Source organism: Zobellia sp. OII3 (assembly GCF_002211465.1).
Taxonomy (GTDB): domain Bacteria; phylum Bacteroidota; class Bacteroidia; order Flavobacteriales; family Flavobacteriaceae; genus Zobellia; species Zobellia galactanivorans.
This window is the reverse complement of record NZ_MWRZ01000005.1, coordinates 270,247-289,812: the sequence shown is the minus strand read 5'-3', so window position 1 is coordinate 289,812 and position 19,566 is coordinate 270,247. Positions and strand designations below refer to the sequence as shown.

At 42.8% G+C, this 19,566-nt stretch carries 10 protein-coding genes; 2 read left to right on the top strand and 8 right to left on the bottom strand.

Going from position 1 to position 19,566, the window contains the following annotated elements:
* Positions 1–16 precede the first annotated feature (16 nt).
* On the top strand, positions 17–850 hold the full coding sequence (locus B4Q04_RS15250; protein WP_088697340.1) for a sialate O-acetylesterase: 834 nt from the start codon (positions 17–19) through the stop codon (positions 848–850).
* A gap of 119 nt (positions 851–969) precedes the next feature.
* Here the strand turns inward: B4Q04_RS15250 and B4Q04_RS15245 are convergent, their stop codons facing one another.
* Entirely contained in the window at positions 970–1,833 is an 864-nt protein-coding gene (locus B4Q04_RS15245) for an alpha/beta fold hydrolase (RefSeq protein WP_088697339.1), read from the bottom strand.
* A 185-nt stretch (positions 1,834–2,018) separates the two neighbouring features.
* Positions 2,019–2,582, bottom strand: a complete 564-nt coding sequence (locus tag B4Q04_RS15240) for a TetR/AcrR family transcriptional regulator (RefSeq protein WP_013991621.1) — start codon at positions 2,580–2,582, stop codon at positions 2,019–2,021.
* Positions 2,583–3,012: 430 nt separating this feature from the next.
* Here B4Q04_RS15240 and B4Q04_RS15230 point away from each other — a divergent pair, with 430 nt between their 5' ends.
* The gene (locus tag B4Q04_RS15230; RefSeq protein ID WP_088697337.1) at positions 3,013–4,653 is read left to right on the top strand and encodes a family 16 glycosylhydrolase; all 1,641 of its coding nucleotides are present in this window, start codon (positions 3,013–3,015) and stop codon (positions 4,651–4,653) included.
* A gap of 132 nt (positions 4,654–4,785) precedes the next feature.
* On the opposite strand, the gene B4Q04_RS15225 is transcribed toward B4Q04_RS15230, so the two are convergent.
* From B4Q04_RS15225 to B4Q04_RS15200, 6 genes are all read right to left on the bottom strand, one after another.
* Positions 4,786–6,519, bottom strand: a complete 1,734-nt coding sequence (locus tag B4Q04_RS15225; protein WP_088697336.1) for a hypothetical protein — start codon at positions 6,517–6,519, stop codon at positions 4,786–4,788.
* 63 nt (positions 6,520–6,582) lie between these two features.
* Positions 6,583–8,604 (bottom strand): six-hairpin glycosidase-like protein, encoded by a 2,022-nt coding sequence (locus B4Q04_RS15220; RefSeq protein WP_088697335.1) that lies wholly within the window; start codon positions 8,602–8,604, stop codon positions 6,583–6,585.
* A gap of 28 nt (positions 8,605–8,632) precedes the next feature.
* Entirely contained in the window at positions 8,633–9,955 is a 1,323-nt protein-coding gene (locus B4Q04_RS15215; RefSeq protein WP_013991625.1) for an MGH1-like glycoside hydrolase domain-containing protein, read from the bottom strand.
* Between the two features lie 191 nt (positions 9,956–10,146).
* Positions 10,147–11,610 carry a RagB/SusD family nutrient uptake outer membrane protein gene (locus B4Q04_RS15210; protein ID WP_088697334.1) on the bottom strand — a complete coding sequence of 488 codons (1,464 nt, stop codon included), beginning with the start codon at positions 11,608–11,610 and terminating at the stop codon, positions 10,147–10,149.
* Positions 11,611–11,627: 17 nt separating this feature from the next.
* On the bottom strand, positions 11,628–14,735 hold the full coding sequence (locus B4Q04_RS15205; RefSeq protein ID WP_088697333.1) for a SusC/RagA family TonB-linked outer membrane protein: 3,108 nt from the start codon (positions 14,733–14,735) through the stop codon (positions 11,628–11,630).
* A gap of 243 nt (positions 14,736–14,978) precedes the next feature.
* Positions 14,979–19,145 carry a hybrid sensor histidine kinase/response regulator transcription factor gene (locus tag B4Q04_RS15200; RefSeq protein WP_088697332.1) on the bottom strand — a complete coding sequence of 1,389 codons (4,167 nt, stop codon included), beginning with the start codon at positions 19,143–19,145 and terminating at the stop codon, positions 14,979–14,981.
* Between the last annotated feature and the right edge of the window lie 421 nt (positions 19,146–19,566).

Here is a 19,566-nt window from a genome sequence, read left to right as displayed (position 1 = left end):
AAAAAATAAAAGAAAAATGAGAACAAGATCTCTTGTACTCATCCTATTTGTTTTTACCTCCCTAAAGGGGTTTACGCAAGACCCGAATTTTCATATTTACCTATGTTTTGGCCAATCTAACATGGAAGGTTCCGCATCGATAGAGCCAGAAGACCTTATTGTCAGTAGCCGGTTCAAGCTAATGCCTTCCACTGATTGTAAAGCGGTAGGAAAGCAAAAAGGCTTTTGGTATACCGCAATCCCCCCTTTAAGCCAGTGCGGGGCCGGACTCTCCCCTGCCGACTATTTTGGGCGCACCATGATACAAAAACTACCGGACAGTATTTCGGTAGGAGTAATCAATGTTGCTATCGGCGGTTGTGACATTCGTTTATTTGATAAGGAGATTTACGGGGATTATACGGAAACCTACAAGGAAAGTTGGTTTACCGACAAGATTAAGGCCTATGGCGGAAATCCCTACGAACGCTTAATCACCATGGCAAAACAAGCCCAGAAAACCGGTGTGATCAAAGGCATCCTATTGCATCAAGGAGAGACCAACCAAGATGATAAAAATTGGCCCCAATACGTAAAAAAGGTATACCGGAATATGCTGGAAGATTTAGGGCTGAAGGCTGAAAATGTTCCCCTGCTGGCGGGTGAGGTGGTCGGAGAAGACCAAGGCGGTGTTTGCGCAAGTATGAACAAGATCATAAATATTTTGCCCCAAACCATACCTACGGCCCATATCGTTTCCTCCAAAGGCTGTACCGTAAGGGAAGACCATGTACACTTTGACTCCGATGGGGTAAGGGAATTGGGGAAACGCTATGCCGAAAAAATGTGGACCCTCGAACAAGGGGAATGATTTCAAATCAAGAACCGAGCTCTAGAAATATGGTGCGAAGCAAATAAAACAGTTAAAAAAAGAGCGCAAGTCTTTATCACTTGCGCTTTTTGTTTGACTTAATATGTTCAAACAGGACTTCACACCATAACTTCCTTCATAAAACCCCTGATCTTTTCAATGATTTCGTCTCCGTCTTCCTCAAGGGCAAAGTGTCCCGTATCGAAGATATGGTAATCTATATTCTTGACATCTTTTTTAAACGCCTCCGCCCCGCTTTCTGGGAAAAATTTATCGTTTTTACCCCAAACGATCAAAAGGGGAGGTTGATTATCCCTTAGATATTTCTGCCATTCAGGGTATAATTTTACATTGTTTCGATAATCATAGAACAGGTCAAGATTTACCTTATGTGCATTGGGCCGTGATAGCCTCAAATAATCTAAATGCCAGGTATCGGGGTTAACATTTTCCGGATTTCTGGTACCATGGGTATATTGCCACTCAAGGCCTTCCAAGGAAAATACGGCGGACAAGGCCTTTTCCGTTTCCTCGTTCCTGTTTTCCCATAATGCCCTTGTACTGGCCCAGGCCTTGCCCAACCCAGCTTCATAGGCGTTGCCATTTTGATTAATAATAGCCGTAACCCTTTCCGGATGGGCCGTGGCTATCCTAAAACCTACCGGTGCACCGTAATCTTGTATCATAAGGGCGTAAGAATGTATTCCCTTTTGCTCTAGAAACCCGTTAATGGTCAAGGCTATATGATCAAAAGTATAGTCATATGCGTCGGGCGAAGGAAAATCACTATTACCAAATCCCGGATAATCGGGCGCAATTAAATGGTAGTCGTCCGATAATTGGTTCAAGACCTTTCTATATTGATGGGAGGATGAAGGAAATCCGTGTAACAATACCAGGGTCGGATTATCAAGATTTCCGGCTTCGCGATAAGCTATGTTAACACCCTCGACCACTGTTTTTCTGTATTTCGTGTTTTGCATTTTAGATATGTTTTATGTTTATATAATTGAATGGGCCGCCCCCGTTTTTGTCATTTGACATCAGAAAAGCATATAAATCGGAACGGTTTTCTTCATCGCTGCTTACATTTTTACCGTCTTTCCTTTTACTATAACAGAAATACGAATTTTACCGAACGTTCGGTAATTAAATAGAATAAAATTTTTTATTTGTTCAAATACCTATTCTCTATGTTTTGTAAGGTTTTTTCAAAGACATCGGTATCGTTTAATCCTTTGGTTACGATAAGGCTCCCCTGAATTTCGATCAATGTTTGTACCGCATTCGCTTTGGCCGATTCGGGACTCTGTTTTAAAGCAACTCCGATTTTCGTAAAGGCACTTATCCACTCATTCATTCCGGACTCAATATTCTTTTCGAACAAATGCAACCCGGTTTCCATTGAAAAGGCCCTAAAAATACAGCTTTCCCGCCCCCCATCGTAGAAGGTTCCAATATGCTTCAACCCCTTTTTTAGCCTTACTTCAGGGGTATTACTTTCATCGGCTAGGGCCGCAAATACATTCGCTTGGACCCAGTCACCTATATAATTGAATACGGAACTACCCATGGCTTCCTTCCCCTTTGGGAACCTATGGTACAGACTTGCCTTTTTTAAACCGGTTACTTCAGCTAATTCCGCCAAGCTGGTTCCTTCATAACCTTTGGCCCGAAACACCTTGGCCAAGGCCACCATTAAATCTTTATCCAATATTTTTTGCGGTCTCATGGGACAAATCTATAACAAACATTCAATTTTACCAAACGTTCGGTAATAAATTTAATCAAAAACGGGGTCCGATTCAATTTTAGAAGAAAGGTAAAGCCTCCAAAAGAGCGGTTTACTTGAAGATATGATTTATAAAACACAATAAGTGACAAAGGAAGATCATGGCTATAATTAGTTGAAAAAACAGGGCTTACCATGACATGGAGCTTTATTAAAAACAGATGTCCAACAAGAATAAAGGAGGGCCGTTCGACCGCGAACGTTTAAATAAAAACATATTCCATATCAAAATTCAGTTAAGGTTATTTCCTACAATCATTATAGGAAATTACTAAAATTAGTTAAGATAATACTACAAAATGGTAAAATTGGGTTACTCAGATTGAACCATAGCCTCTACTTTAGTCGGCTAACAAAAACAATTATAGTAATGAAAAAACCAAATTTTTATGGCAAGATGGGTAGAACTGCACTTTCAAGTCTTTTCTACCTCTTTTTCCTAGGCCTTGTGTATGGGCAACAACCTACGAAGACTTCAAATCCGAACGATCAGTGGACCATCAAATGGAGTGCTTCGGACGAATTCAACAAAAATGACCCCGACTGGGCAAAATGGATCCAGACAGGAAACCTTCCGAATACATCGGCATGGAAATGGAACAATCAAAAAAACGTAAAGATTTCCAACGGAATTGCGGAACTAACGATGAGGCATAACGCCAATAATACCCCTGACGGAGGAACCTATTTCACCTCTGGGATATTTAAGTCGTACCAAAAATTTACGTATGGATACTTTGAGGCCAAAATCCAAGGAGCGGATATAGGTGAAGGCGTATGCCCATCGTTTTGGCTTTATAGTGATTTCGACTATTCCGTAGCCAATGGGGAAACGGTATACAGTGAAATAGATGTAGTTGAACTACAACAATTCGATTGGTATGAAGGCCATCAGGACGACATTTACGACATGGATTTAAATCTACACGCCGTTGTCAAAGAAAACGGAGAGGGGGTTTGGAGAAGGCCAAAAATGTACCCTCAAGAACAGTTGAACAAATGGAGAGCCCCATGGGACCCGAGTAAAGACTTTCATATCTATGGTTGTGAAGTGAACCAGAACGAAATCATATGGTATGTTGACGGTGTCGAGGTTGCCCGAAAACCAAATAAATATTGGCATCGCCCCATGAACGTTACCCTTTCATTGGGACTCAGAAAACCATTTGTGAAATTTTTCGACAATAAGAACAATGCCATAAATCCAGAAACCGATGCCAAGGCAAGGGAAAAATTATCGGATATACCTACATCGATGTATGTGGATTACGTTCGGGTCTGGGAAAAATCAGGAGGTAACACTACCAATCCCCCAACCAGCGAGGTCGGCACACTAAAAAACAAAGGGTTCGAAACTGGTGATTTGACCCATTGGGATGCAAGTACAGGGACTATTTCGGCTGTCAGTAACAATACAAAGACAGGTCAATATGCCGGTTCAGTGAACAACGCGAGCATCGCCCAGATAGTAACATTAAAAGCGAATACTTCATATAAGGTATCGGCTTTCGGAAAGGCCAGCTCACCCGGAACATCGGCTTATCTAGGCATTAGTAAAGCATCCAACAACGAACTCATAAGCAATTTTGAATTCAAAACAACCTCATACTCCAAAGGCGAGATTGAGATAAGAACTGGAAATGTTCAGGAATCATATCGCATATGGTATTGGTCTTCCGGGCAAGCCTATTGCGATGATTTTAACCTTGTTGAAATAAACAGCGGAGCTTCACAACTCAATGAAAATGAGACTGAAACAGCACTGGAAAAAGGTATACACATTTATCCGAATCCCTATAAAAACGGTCCATTGACAATCGATTTTGGCAAACCCTTCAGCGGCGAGGTCCAAATCACCGGTTTAAACGGTAGAACATTCTTAAGAAGAAATGTTGTCGATCAAACTTCGGTTCAGCTCCTAGAATCCAAATCTAAATTCAAGAGCGGTCTATATATCGTTAAAATTAGTGGACCAGATGGAGAGGTTTCAAAAAAGATACTCGTGGAGTAACTAAAAATCAATTTTTACAGGATTACAGACGGGCAAAGGGATTTTCCTTTGCCCGTTTTTAAAATTATGGGCAGAAACGATTGTTGCGACTTTTACCCTTAACACAGACCTGCTTTCCTTTTATACGCAACATTACTTATGTAGAGGTTCGATGCGTTCTTCGATATCCGCGACGAATTTTAGGATGGCATCACTAGAGATCAAATAGTTGGTCGTTCCATATTTTTTATCCATTTGCGTCGCTATGCCCTCTAACTTTCGAAGACTTCGGGACAATGCACTACGGTTTTTCCCCGTTGGGCGGTCTCTATTGATGATGTATCTCAGATAGGCTTCTATATGGGGCATACTAAGTTTCACAAAGTCTTCCATAAGCAAAAATTGCCCCTTTACCTTTTGATACTCTTTTTTTGAGAGGAATTTTTTCACCGATTCTATATCTGAAATCGATTCATGGCATAACACCAAGGCCTCTTCACGTTCGGCCATTGCCATTTTTATAATCTCTTCGGTTGGGTGATAGACGAATGCCTCGATCAAAGCATTGTTCTTTATATCATCAGGATTCCATTTGACCATTGATTTTCCGGTATGAAGCACTTGGGCCGTCATATAATCAAGCGAGGCCATCTTACTGTGTTCCTGCACCCAAACTCCCTTAAAGTAATACACGGAGTTAGCGATATCGTTGGTCCGCTTTAGAGCCTTGACCATAGCTGGTGCCGCCTCCTTTCCGAATTTATCCATCGCCCAATCGTCCCACACTTTCCCTACATCTACATAAGGGTCTTTCGCAAAGCGTGACAGGGCATACAGATTTACTTCATTGTAATTTTCGAACAGGGTCTGGTCCTTTTCCCAATAGGTACGCATGGCCAAAGTACGTATGGCCTTGTTGTGGCTTAAGGCATGCTGAACCCTCACCTGTATCTCTTCCGGAAAACAATAAGGAATAAAAGACCTCCCCCAATATTCCCCTACACCATCAAACAATAGGGAGGCCCTGGTATCCGTTTCCATCATTATACGATTCGGCCCTTTATACGGGTCCCAATCACCCGACTGGGACTTATGCACCATCAAAAAGGACTCATTTCTCCGTTCAAGTTCTTTCAACGACTCCAACAATAATTTTTCTTGGTAGGGATAATGACTGAAGGTCAAAATAGAAAAATCCTTTTGCGCACGGTTGGCGCCCCGTATCACGGCGGCCATGAACTCGGTCAAATAATCCGCTTGCGAATAGTATTGGTTTTCCCCTTTATGCCAAGTAAGTGGCTTTTGCCATTTGATTCCCGGAAAATAATTAAGGTCGTCCAATATTGGGGTTTCCCATAAAAAATAATCCGTGGCATCTACCTGTGGAAATGTTTTAAAAAGGGCATAGGTCCTTTCCTCATAGAATTTCCACAAGAGACCGTTTTCAAGATACCTGGCCTCTGGATAGAGGTTAAAAAAACTGTTCTTGTCGTCGCTGTAATAATCCGTTCCGGGCAAACTGGGCTCTCCCCCACTCAAGGTAATTCTGACACCATGATCTTTGAACCATTGTAACCGCCTTTCATATTTGGCCTTTTCTTCTAGGCTTCCCCCTTGTTCAATTTTTGGAAACCCTTCTATGTCGAGGTATTTATAGGCTATGGCATTTCCTCCTCCATAAATTCGGACTTCCTTTACTCCGTATTGAAGAATTTTTTGCTGGGTCATTTCAAGGCTTGCCTCCAATTGGGGGTCCATAAGGAGTCCCAATCTAAACCCAATGGCCAAATCGAGCTCAGAACGCTTCCCTGCATTTTCTTGGCCCTGTAAAGATGTACCAAGCATTGACAATACGATCAGAGTGGCCAAAGCCTTCACTTTCAACATGGTGTTTTTATTTAATTACAAACCTCATCTCCGATTTTCATCTACCGGATCTACCCAACTCCCTTAAAAGAACACCTGAACCGATTTTCCGTCCTTAATCGTTTTGTTCAGTATTACCGTTCCGTTAGTTTTAACCACTGAGACCTTCAAGAGTTTTCCTTGCCTTTTTACTGAAATATCAAAATCTTCACCAAAGGCCTTTACTTTCCTTAGGGCCATATGGTCCCATTCCGCGGGCAATCGTGGCGTACATTTAAAGCTATTTAGTCCGGTAGGGACAATTCCAAAAACCCCCTCGGTAAACACCCGGCAATAGAGACCGCTTTCTGCAGATAGTTGGGCCATGTTCCCTTCGGGATAGGCCTCTACCACATAAGGCACCCGACTCCCCAACAACCGCTTGTTTGAAAACTCCTCCAATTTCTCTAAAGATTGGGCATTGGCCCCTGCCAAAAAAGTTCCCCTAAGGGCATATAGGGTGCCCCTGTCCCAAAATATTTCAGATATAGCCTTGTTCTCGTCGTTCTTTTCGACATGTACCCCGTTTTCCGACCATAGTTTATCAAACAGGGCCTGGATCGTTCCTTCCTTTCGGTCGTATATGCCCGTAACCAAGGGTAAACATATCCAATGTCTTAGTTTCGTATGTCCATCATAATATCGGTAGGTTTCCAATCCTTCGATAGTAGCCCCAAAATACGCCTCGATATTTTTCTTGAGTGCCTTGGCCTGCTTTGCGTACGTACGCGTCGTACTACTACTTCCGTGCAAGGAATTTCCGAGACTTACCGCCAGGCCCAAGGCTCCGTAATACAAGCTCGAAGTCGACAAATTGGCCGTTCCCGTGGCTATCCTCCCTTCCATTTCATCCGACTCGGATGCCACTACTCCTGCACCGTTCAACTGTCTTCTATTGTATTCTAAGCACCATTTTATCAATGGCCAAAGTTCTTTGCCTATTTCTTTATCGCCCGTACTCAAGGCAAATTGAGCGGCGCCATAGGCTATCATGGCCGCATCGCCACGATCCAAGGTGCTTTTCGGGGCGTCTCCCTCCATTTCAAAGGAATACGGCAAGTTGTCATACGCGTCGTTGATTTCTTTTGCAAATAGGCGATATACGTTCAATGAGGCGTCATTACCGGTATCATAGCCCAAGTACGGAAAAAACGGCCCTACATATTCGGCTTGGTCATTCGCCCAAAACCCCACGTAGTAGCGCCCCCCTCCCGGGGAATGTACCAGCCCCAGTTTAGACTCAAAAATACTTTCGGAGGCCCTTATCTTAGAAAACCCGAATAGGGTGTTCAATGTTGGGTCGGGCGTTTGTAGTTCCAATGAATTTTTCATTTGGTCTAAAAAGGCCAAGCGCTCATTATAGTATTCATTTCCGGAAATCTCGATTTTGGCTTCATCGTTCATCGTGGCCGAAATTCCAATGGAAAAGGTATACGACTTGCCCGGTGCCAAGGTGGTTTCCTTCTTGATGTTCGACCCGACATGAATCGTATATACCCCTTTTGCCCCATCAAGGGTCTCCATGACTTCCTTCTGCCCGCCATGTAACACGACCGGAGTGCTACCGGTATTGGTCATTGTCCATTGTTCCACAAACAATCGTTGACCCATGGAGGGAAAGAAAGTACGGCTAAGGCTAACGCCGTTTACCGCCTCGTGTACGATTTTCAACATACCATTGATCCTTACCTCTTTTACGCGTCCGGGAACATAGATCCTATTCCCCATAGCGATAGAGGGCAGGATATTGTCGGTGTAGACCCCTTTCAAGTAGGCGCGGTAGGCCTTCCAGTCGGCATCATTGGTCTTCAGTAGGGTGCGTAACTGTGGGAAGAAAATTTCCCTGGAAATCGATACCTCCCTTTTTTCGTTAATGGAATAGCCAATAATACCCGAAACCCTTTTCCCCGACATTTCTATATTGTCGTCGTACGGATGGTTGTAACTCTGGGTAGCGTCCAACCGTATTTCATCGGGTTTTTCAATTGTCCAGTGTTGCCCCTCCTGCGCCATTTGCCCTTGCGATACTAAAAGGCCAACCATAATCATTAGCTTTTTTATTCCCATTACGATCTGTGTTATATTCAATTTCCCTTTAATCGATATCAAGTAACATCCAATTGTCATTGACTACGCCATCAAGTATATTTTCGGTACAGAGGTTCCAGCTTACAAAGCCGACTATATTTCCATTTTCATCTACATGGTCATCACTGGGCGCCAACGGCTCACCGGTTTCCGCACTATAGTTTTCGTGCATTGTATCGTGTTTTTCTATATCCTTCAACAACAAGGTACCCAAGGCTTCCCCCAACCAGGCTACTTCATTTTCAAAACCGTATTTCTTCAGTCCGATCGAATAGATATAGTTGGCAATCGGCCAAACAGGCCCTTGCCAATTGGAAAATGGTACAATTATATTTTTGTTATTGTAATCGGGGTCTTCTGCCGAAAGTGACCTAAACCCGTACTTGGCCTTCATTTGCTTTGGATCCAACAAGTGGTTTTGAATCATGGCCCTTCCCTCCTCTTGTGGGGCTATACCGGCCATAAGGGGCACAAAGGAAGAATAACTCACCCTTTTATAAAAATGTCCGGTTTCACGATCGATCGTATAATACATTTGATCTTCCTTCGACCATAAATAGGTATTGATAGCCTTCTTCAAGGCCTCGGCCTTTTCTGCGTATACCTTAGCGTCATTTTCTTTGCCGAGTGCTTTAGCAATGCCTGCCTGTGCCAGGTATTCCTTATATTGCAGGGTACTGGCATCGGGAGCCAAAAAAGACCGCTTGTCTTCTTGAAAATAATTCATGGCCGGATTATTGTCCGCACCACTTTGCATGGCGATATCCCAATAAAACAGTCCTGTTTTTTCATCTTGTTGGGTACGTTCACGGTACTCCAATACTTTTTTCAACTGCCCGTAATAAGGTTGGGCCCAAGAAAAATCCTTTAACCCTTTTGACGATAAGTAAACGCCTTGCGACAAAAAAGGCTTCATGGCAAATTTTCCAAAAATAGGCCGGGGACCCTTGGTGGTCGCACAACCGGAAACATAGCCTTCCTTATCGATTCCCTTGATAAGGTTGAGCGCCCAATATTTTAAATACTCTGGTTTTCCCTTACTGACAAAATAGTTACCCATAAAAAAACCGTCCCAATCCCACATTTGTTTATAGAATCCGGAAGGGATGAGATATGGATATTCCAAATAACCCTCGCCCGGTTGGATGACTTTCTTAGACTGCCCAACAAAACTCTCGCTCAATTGCGCATATAGCTCCTTTAGTTTTTCGTCATTCGTAAAATCATCTGCTAGTTCCGTATTTACCATAGCTTTATTATTAGGCGTTTTTTTTTGATTACAGCCCGCCATCATCCCTATGGTCATACAAAGTAGAAATGCTTTTTTCATCTATCTAATGATTTATTCGCCCCTATCATAATTGGGCATATTTTTATGTAACAGTTGTGTTCCCTTGGTTTTCAAATCAATTGAAAAGAACGCCCTAGTCCATGGTGCATCTTCCTTAACGGTAGCCCCACGGACCAGTAAAAGCGTTCTCGTTCAACTCACAACTAACTCAATTCTTATCTATTGCCAAACTACCAGTTCGGGTTATTGGGTGCCAAATTCGGGTTAATATCGATCTCACTTTGAGGTATGGGCCACAATTCGTTCTTGCCCGCTATAAAAGCATAGCCTTTGTCGGTCATTACTTCTGCCGCCTTGCCCCAGCGAACCAGGTCAAAATATCGTTTTTGCTCAAAACACAATTCTACCCTTCGTTCGTGGTAAATAGCCTCCCGCATTTCCTCTTTAGCAATACCTCCATCAATTAACGGAACACCGGCCCGTTTACGAATAGGGTTGATAAAGTTGACGGCCTCACCCGTACGATCGAGTTCGTTCAGCGTTTCCGCCTTTAAGAGAAGAATATCCCCTAGACGTATGACTACGTAATTGTTGTCGACAAAATATGGGGTTCCCGCCGTATAATCGTCAAAGGCAACCAAGCCTTTTTTACAGTTGTATCCCGTAGGCGACCATTCTCCTTTATAGACATCCCCACTAAATAAATCGCCATCCCTTAGAACGGAAGCTTCCAATCGGATATCGCCCGGTTCAAATTCGTCTACCAAATCTTGGGTCGGCAACATAAAACCGATTCCACCCCAATCAATATCGGAAGACCTAGGAGACATCCATCCGTTACGGTTATATCCTTCACGGTCACTGGCTCCACCTGTCTGGAAGTTTACTTGAAAAATCACTTCTTTGTTGGTTTCGTTTCCTATGCCGAAAATGGCGGAAAAATCATCGGAAAGACCATAGCCGTAATCGTTGATCACACTCGTTAGCAGGGGATCTGCTTCCTTCCACTTTTTCTGGAAGATATAAGACTTGGCCAACAGGGCCTTTGCCGCTCCTACGGTAGCCCTGCCCAAATCGTTATCAGATAGACCTTCAGGTGTTTTCAGCCCTTCCATGGCTGCAGTAAGGTCTCCTTCGATGAACGCCCAAACCTCGGTTTCGGGACTTCTTGAAATCTCATAATCTTCAGGACTGTTCGGTTCGGTGACAATAGGTAAATCGCCATAGCGAATCACCAAATCAAAATAACAGAATGCCCTAAGAAACTTGGCTTCGGCCACCAATGTTTTTTTAACATCGGCATCAATGCTCTCTTCGGTCATTTCCTGAATTTTTTGAATTGCCAGGTTGGCCCTGAATACAGGTACAAAATAAGCCTTCCATTTGTCTACAAAAATGTGGTTGTCGGCCGATGCAATGAACTTTTGCACTTGATCCATACCCGGTTGATCCGAAGGCCCTCCCCCGCCTTTTTCCGCATCGTCCGATTGTACGTCTTCTACAATAGACATGGCTCCATAGAGGGTATAGCTCTGAATTCCGTCGTAAATGGCGTTAACGGCCTGTGTGGCCTCTTCTTCATTGGTATAAAAAGTACCTACGCTCAATGAACCCAAGGGTTCCTTATCTAAAAAAGAATCGTCACAAGCGTATGTGCCTAAAGCCAGTAAAGTGATATATATGTATTTCTTCATGGTTTCGTTTATTTGAATTATAAGGATAAGTTTACGCCCAGCACCAAAGAACTCGCAACAGGGTATTTGGCCCTATCGACACCAAGGTCGGTTCTAGACCCCTTGGTCTGGTACATCTCTGGATCATAGCCTCGGTATGAGGTGAACGTATGCAAGTTTTCGGCACTGATATAAAAGCGCAGGCGGTCTACTTTCAATTTTTCCAAAACACTTTTCGGCAAAGAATAGCCCAACTGTACATTTTTGATCCTTATAAAAGAACCATCTTCGATCATACGTGAAGAGCTTCTTGTGTTTTGGTTTATATCATCACGGGTCACCCTTGGCACAGAATTGGAAGTTCCTTCGCCCGTCCATCGGTTCAAGATATTGCTCCACTTGTTATAAGGTTCCGAGGCCGTCTCTACCTGACGGATCATACCATTGTAAATATCATTCCCGTAAGAACCGTACACACGCACACTGAAGTCTATGTTTTTATAATTCGTCTGTGCATATGCCGAGAAAGTAAAATCGGGATTGGGATCACCGATATAGGTACGGTCTTTATCGTCAAGAACACCATCTTCGTTCACATCTACGAAGCGAATATCACCCGGTTTGGCATCGGGTTGCATTCCATGGGCGGTAACATCGGAATCGTTTTGAAATAGTCCGTCCGCTACATATCCGAAAAACTGACTAATAGGCTTGCCTACTTCGGTACGGGTCCATCGTTCTCCTAAGTACGCTTGATCGCTCCAAATATAATCGACACTTCCCAGGTCTTTCACTTCGTTCCTGATTTTTGTAAAGTTACCGCCGATATTGTACGTAAACGCTTTATCGGAAGGCGATTGATAATCTAGCGCCAACTCAATACCACTGTTCCTGATCTTCCCCACATTGGTATAGGCCGTTGTTGAATAACCCGAGGTAGCCGGTGCCGGCAAGGTCAACAACATGTCTTCGGTATCCTTAATAAAATAATCGGCCGTTAATGAAACACTACTATTGAACAATTTTAGATCAAGTCCGAAGTTGCTCTGAATCGTAGTCTCCCAGGTAACATCGGGATTGGATGCGGCATTAGGTGCATAACCCGGCACGGTTGCCTGCGAGGTACCAAAAGGATAGTACACCAAATCTAGGTTATTGGCCCATGGGTAGTTGCTATAAATATCTTGGTTCCCCAATTTACCGTAACTGGCACGTAGCTTTACGTAGTTGAACGTCTTTGTATTATCGTAGAAACCTTCTTCACTCATGATCCATCCGGCAGATACGGAAGGGAAAGTACCGAAGCGGTTAGACTCACCAAATCGGGAAGAGCCATCTCGCCTTACATTGGCTTGAAAAAGATATCGGTTTTTAAAATTATAATTAAGTCGTCCCAAATAAGACATTAGGGCATATTCCGAAGTTCCACCGCTGTTGTCCCTTGTTCCCGTTCCCGCATCTAGGTACCAGATGTATTTTTGGTTATTGGGAAAGTCTTTTCTACTCGCATTTAAGGTTTCGTACCTATTTTCTTCTTTAGTAATACCCGCCAAAACATCAAAATGGTGGTCTTCTCCCAAATCGAATGTATAGTTCAGCGTGTTCTCCCATACCCAAGTGGTATAGATCGAAGAGGTTTCGGAGAGTTGGTTTTGGATGGCCTGTGAGCTACCCTCGGTATATGTAGGGTCGAAATCCTTTCCTTTGGAGTACAGAAAATCATATCCAAAGGAACTTTTAAAGGTAAAATCTTTAAAAGGCTTATACTCTAAATACGAATTTCCTAGCACCCTATAGCTTTTTCTGCTATCGTAGTTCAACAAGGCCAAACGCAATGGGTTACCACCATCACCAACGTATTCTGCCGGACCGATGTTTCCTCCCCAATCGCCATTGGCATCCTTGACAGGCACCATAGGTCTTTCGCGTAATGCACCGAAAAGAACGCTTGTCCAAGAATGGTCATCGGGCACTACATCTTGTGTATTGGTAGTCAAGGACAGATTGGTGCCCACCTTAAACTTCTCGGAAAACTTGGTACTACCATTGATACGGGCCGAGATTCTTTCAAATCCACTTCCCACGACAATACCTTCTAAGCCATAATACCCTAACGACAATAGGTAATCTGATTTTTCAGATCCTCCTGAAAAGGTAAACTGGTGGTTTTGAATAGGCGCATTTCTGAATACCTCATCTTGCCAATTGGTATCGGTTGGATTGGCCGTACCTGGACCGTACTCACTGGGGTCTCCCCAAAACTCATCGTCAGGTAGACCTGAGTTTCTATAAGCCTCTTTAGTGATCATCACATAATCGTGCGAATTCAATACATCGATCTGGTTGGCCGCTTGTTGAAAACCATAATAGCTCTCAATATTGATCTTAGACACACCGGCCTTCCCTTTTTTGGTCGTAATTATGATGACCCCATTGGCCGCTCGTGCACCGTAAATGGCAGATGCCGCGGCATCCTTAAGAATGGAAATCGAAGCGATATCCGATGGGTTTACCGAACTGATGCCCGATTTTGTTGGAAATCCGTCAATAACGTATAAGGGATCATTGTTACCAAATGTACCCGTACCCCTAATCCTAACAGCGATGCCTCCTCCCGGTTCGCCGGAATCAGCAGTAATCTGCACCCCGGCAACTTTGCCTTGAAGCGCTTGTGAAACCGTAGGTACCGAGCTTTCCTTTAAAACACTTTCGTTGACAAAACCGACACTTCCGGTAAGGTCTTTAACCTTTTGTTTTCCATATCCAACGACCATTACCCCCTCAAGAGAATTGGCCTCAGGCTCCATCTGCACCACAATATGGGATGATGAACCTACACTGATCTCTTGGGTCTTATACCCTAAGTATGATATTACCAATACCGCGTCTTCTGCAGGCACTTGAAGTGTAAAATTACCGTCAAAATCGGCAGAGGCACCCTTCATAGTACCTTTGACCACGATTGACGCCCCAGGTAAAGGTATACCTTGGTCGTCTACAACGTTACCCGTTATTTCTTTGTCTTTCGCATCCGTCGGGAATGGCGATTTGTAGTTTGCATTCGCGTTATACGCAAAAGCAACACTGCAGATTAAAAAGCCGACAACCCTGGCTTTAGAGATCAGGCCCCTAATTTGTTTCTTCATAGATTTAAAGTTTTAAGTTAGCTCGGTTCATAAACCCGTTTGAGCGGGCTTCACAAATACGTTTCAAAAGAAAGGGATTTGTTTTGGGTAAAATTATCGGAATGATCGGCTTCAAAACTTATCCCTACGTATCAAATACTTATAAAATAGTACCAAACACCCTAAAAACAGGGGTATTGGGAAGGGGGAACACTTTATACGGCACCCGGTGAAGAATGGAAAAGGGATTTTAGAGGGAAGGCATTATTTGCCTTTTTTGTACTCTTTGGGGCTACATCCGTAGGCCTCTTTAAAGCATCTTGAAAAATAACTTGCTTCCTTGAATCCGGAAAGAAAGGCAATTTCCGAAATCTGGAATTTTCCTTCCTCAAGAAGCAAGACCGCATACTTTAGGCGAATTGATTTTATAAAATTGTTCGGGGTTAATCCAGTTAAAGCTTTTACTTTTCTAAACAACTGGGCCCTACTGACCCCAACCTCAGTGGCCAGTTTTTCCAAGGTCAGGTTTTGGTCTTGTATATTCTCTTCGATGGTTTGCTTTAATTTCCACAACAGCTTTTCATCTATGGAGGTTACGGTCACTTCCGACGGCTCTAAGATTTTTGCATTTTGGAACATCAAACGAAGCTTTTCACGGCTTTTGATCAGGTTGTTGATCTTGGCGATCAAGATATCTTTGTTAAAGGGTTTTGTCAGGTAGGCATCGGCTCCCGAATTTATACCTTCTACTATTTGCTGATCGAAGGCCCGGGCGGTAAGCATAATTATAGGGATATGGCTCGTTTCGAAATCACCTTTTATCCTTTTGCACAGATCAAGGCCGTTCATCTCGGGCATCAAGATATCACTGACAACTACATCGGGGGTCACTTCCCGAATCAAATCGACGCCTTCCACACCATTAATTGCAGTATATACATTAAAATTACCTTGCAGGATCCGCTTTAAATACATTCGTAATTCATCATTATCTTCAATAATGGCCACACTATAATCTTTTACCTTAGCAACGGTCAATGCTTCTTCGGGAACAGGCTCTTGAAATGTCTCGATAGCGACTTCAGGAGGCATGACCGAGGGCAGCACCCTTTTTGAGACCTTGTACAAATCTTTGTTTTTTGGAAGGAGCACCACAAAAGAGGCCCCTTTATTATGCCTCGTTTTCAACAAAACGGAGCCAAAGTGCAATTCAGCCAGTTGTTTGACCATGTATAGGCCTATGCCCGTTCCTGAATTTGTGGTATCGTCTTGGTAAAAACGATCAAAAACATCTTGTACATGTTCCTTGGAAATTCCAACACCATTGTCCTCTACCTTCAAAAAAATATGGTTATCGGGATCTGGATATTCCCTTTCCCCACAGATGAGTTTATATTTTTTCCCTCCAAACCTTTTCTTTTTTGTACTCAAAGCCCCAATCGATACTTTTACCTGTCCCCCATTTTGTACGGCCTTGAACGCATTTGACAATAAGTTGTACAAAATCTTCTCTACCTTATCGTGATCGTAGAACATGAACAAGGGTTCCTCAGGCAGTTTCACCTTATACGTAACATTCTTTATCTTAGAAACATGTAGAAACGAATGGCTAATGACCCGAACACTCTCGACTATATCCCCTTCACTTATATCCAATTCCAATTTCCCGTACTCGTATTTTCTAAAATCCATTATTTGGTCGACCAACCTTCGCAACCGTTCTACATTGGTTTTGACTATGCCCAGTAATTCATTGTCTTGATCGGCCCTTTTTTGTTGGATCAAACTCTGAATAGGGTCGGATATCAGCGATAGGGGCGTTCGCAGTTCATGGGAAATATTGGTAAAGAATATTAGCTTTGATTCGTAAATTTCCGATAGTTTTTTCCGTTCTATTTCCTGTATTTTCACTTCGTTCCTACTGTCCCTGTTCTTCACTAGTACAAAAACGAAAGCCATAACGATTCCGGCGGCAAGCAAGTACCACAAGAGTTTCATCCACCATGTGGCATACCATGCCGGCAATACCTGTATTTCGAAAACAAGTTCCTCGGTGTTCCAAACCCCATCATTATTAGTGCCCAAAAGATGAAACCTATAATCGCCCTGGGGAAGGTTCGCATAGTTAATAGACCTTTCGTTACCCAAAAACCGCCAGTCGTTATCGACCCCTATCAATTTACATTTATAGGTGTTATTGCTGCTATACGGCAAATGCAAGGATGCAAATTCGAGTCCTACCGTATTTTGTTTCGCTCTTAATTGAATGCCCTTGGCATAGGATACTTCTTCGGACAGTATCTGGCTTCCATCATTTACCTTAACAGGTTTGCTGTTGACGATCAAACGGGTCAAAACGAGGTTCGGCCTATAGTCGTTTTTACTGATATCGATTGACGAATCGTAACTATTCAAGCCATTTGCCCCACCGAAATAGAAGTTACCCGACTTACCGGCATATACAGAGTTGCCATTGAATTCCAAAGATTGCAGACCATCCTTTACACCATAGCGTTCCAGTTCGGAAGTATCTAAATTATAGGTGAATATTCCATTATTGGAACTTGCCCAAAGCGTATTCTTGGCTTTATCGTACAATAAACCATATACATAGCCCCTACCAAGGTTCAACACATCTGACGAACTGTTCAATGGAAAGAAGGGTTTTATTTCCTTCTTTATAAAATCGATTTCACAAACTCCAAAATTGGTCCCTACCATTATTTTATTATCGGCAACCTCACATAGATTATAAGATTCGTAGTTCTCAAAGTATTTCTTATAGGTCTTGTCTATCCTGATAATTTTAAAATTCAACGGCTTACCCAAGTTACCGTATTTTGAAATTTGAATCCCATAGTCTTTATACTCCAAATAGGCTATCCTTCCGTTCAGTGTTCCGAACCAGAGGGTTCCTTTACTATCAAGCAATAAGGAATAAATGATCTTGTTATCGAGGGAGGTCGCAATGGCCGTGTTGGTTATCTGTTTTAGTTTTCCCGCTACGCTATACACGTATAACCCCCCGGCCGTACTGATCCATTTGTTCCCATCTTTATCCTCTAAGATCGAGTAAACACGCTTACCGGGCAAAAGACTTGCCTTTTTATGGTAAAAATGGTCCTTTAGTTCACGATCGCCCCCTAAAAACTTATCTATGATAAAGATTCCTCCTTGTGTACCGATCCATATGGCCCCGTCCCTATCCTGAATTATTGACCTCACATGCCCCAATGCACCATTCGTATCGGAGTCAACCCGTATTTGCTCTTCCGAATTCAGTACGAAAAGTCCCTTTCCCCGGGTTCCTAGCCATAAATTATGGTCGGCATCTTCCAAAATTCCGTGAACGTTGATAATGTCGGCCCCTGCTTGCCCTTCCTTATCGATTTTATTGATCGTACGAAACCTACTATCCAAGGTAATAACGGTACTGACGCCGGCATCGGTACCGACCACGATCATTCCTGAAGGATCTTCATACAATGTTCTTATATAATCGTTTTTCAATACATTGGCCCGATTGATCTTATGCCGGTAATTTCTCCAATTTGCATTTTGTTTATTGTACACGAACAAACCTTCTCCTTCGGTACCTATCCAAATGTTTCCCTTTATATCTTCCAAAAAATTGTTGATCTGAACCGGACGTGGCCAATTTTTGTACTTATCGTAAATGGCTTGGGCCTTAATCGATAAACGATTATCTTCTGTGGTAATACCTAAATCGGAAAAATAGGTGTTACCCTCTGAAAAGATCAGCAACTCCCCCGAATTGGTAAGATGTAAGGTCTCTAAGTTTTCAAGGAAGCCTTCCCCCTTATCCAAGCCTACATACATGGGTTCGGCCACACGGGAATTTATCCTTAAAAAGAAAAGCCCTTTTGAAGTCCGTAGTAACACTCCTTCCGATATGACAATGATTTGGTGTACTTCGGGATGATCATCGGCCGTAGCACTATATCCCTTAAAATCGATTTCTTGAATCACGTAAGAACCATCGGGGTCAAGAAGAACCCAAAAGAGCCCGTTTATCGTGCCCACATACATTCCCTTTTTATTGAAACCAATATCTACACTCGTTATATAACTACTTCGTTTCGGATTGGTTTCCGACGGAAAAATGTAAGCAAAGCTGCGATTGGTCTTATTGAAGAGATTTAGCCCGTTTTTGGTACCTACCACCAAATAGTCATGTAATCCGTTCAGGCTTGTTACCCAAGGATTGCTCAGTCCTGTTTTACCATTAAAGGTATTCGGAAAGACCTCATAGTCGTAGCCGTTATATTGATACAGGCCATCCATCTTACCGATCCACAAAAATCCTTTTTTATCCTTGTAAAAAGAAGACGCCACATTGTCCGTGATACTGAGTTCATTGTTAAGAACACTGATCTTATAATCAAAACCCTGTGCCAAGGAGGAGGCCATGGCCGACAAGGCAAACAGGCTTGTACAAAGCAGGTTTTTGAACCGTATTGATCTCGGCAGACAGAAAAAGCTATTGAAGTAAGACAGGGGAAACGGTTTAAATATGCGTTAATGTTGGGGGTTACTACTAGCTTTGCTCATTGCACGGCCTTCCCCTTTTTTAATATATGGCTAAATTCATGAAATTATAATTAACAGTGAAGGTTCTTGAAGAAATTCTTCCGTAAAGATCCATTAGTTTTTCACTACCTAGATCCGCTGGAATTTCCTCTCTTATTTTTCTTCCAATAGCTGTTTGCTTTCCCTACGTACCTATTCGTTTCGTCAAGAACCGACTTACGTCTTAGATATGGCACGTTAGACGAATATTCTATTTCTTTTTCTCAATTTATGGTACATTTTGGACAGGTTCTTAAGATTT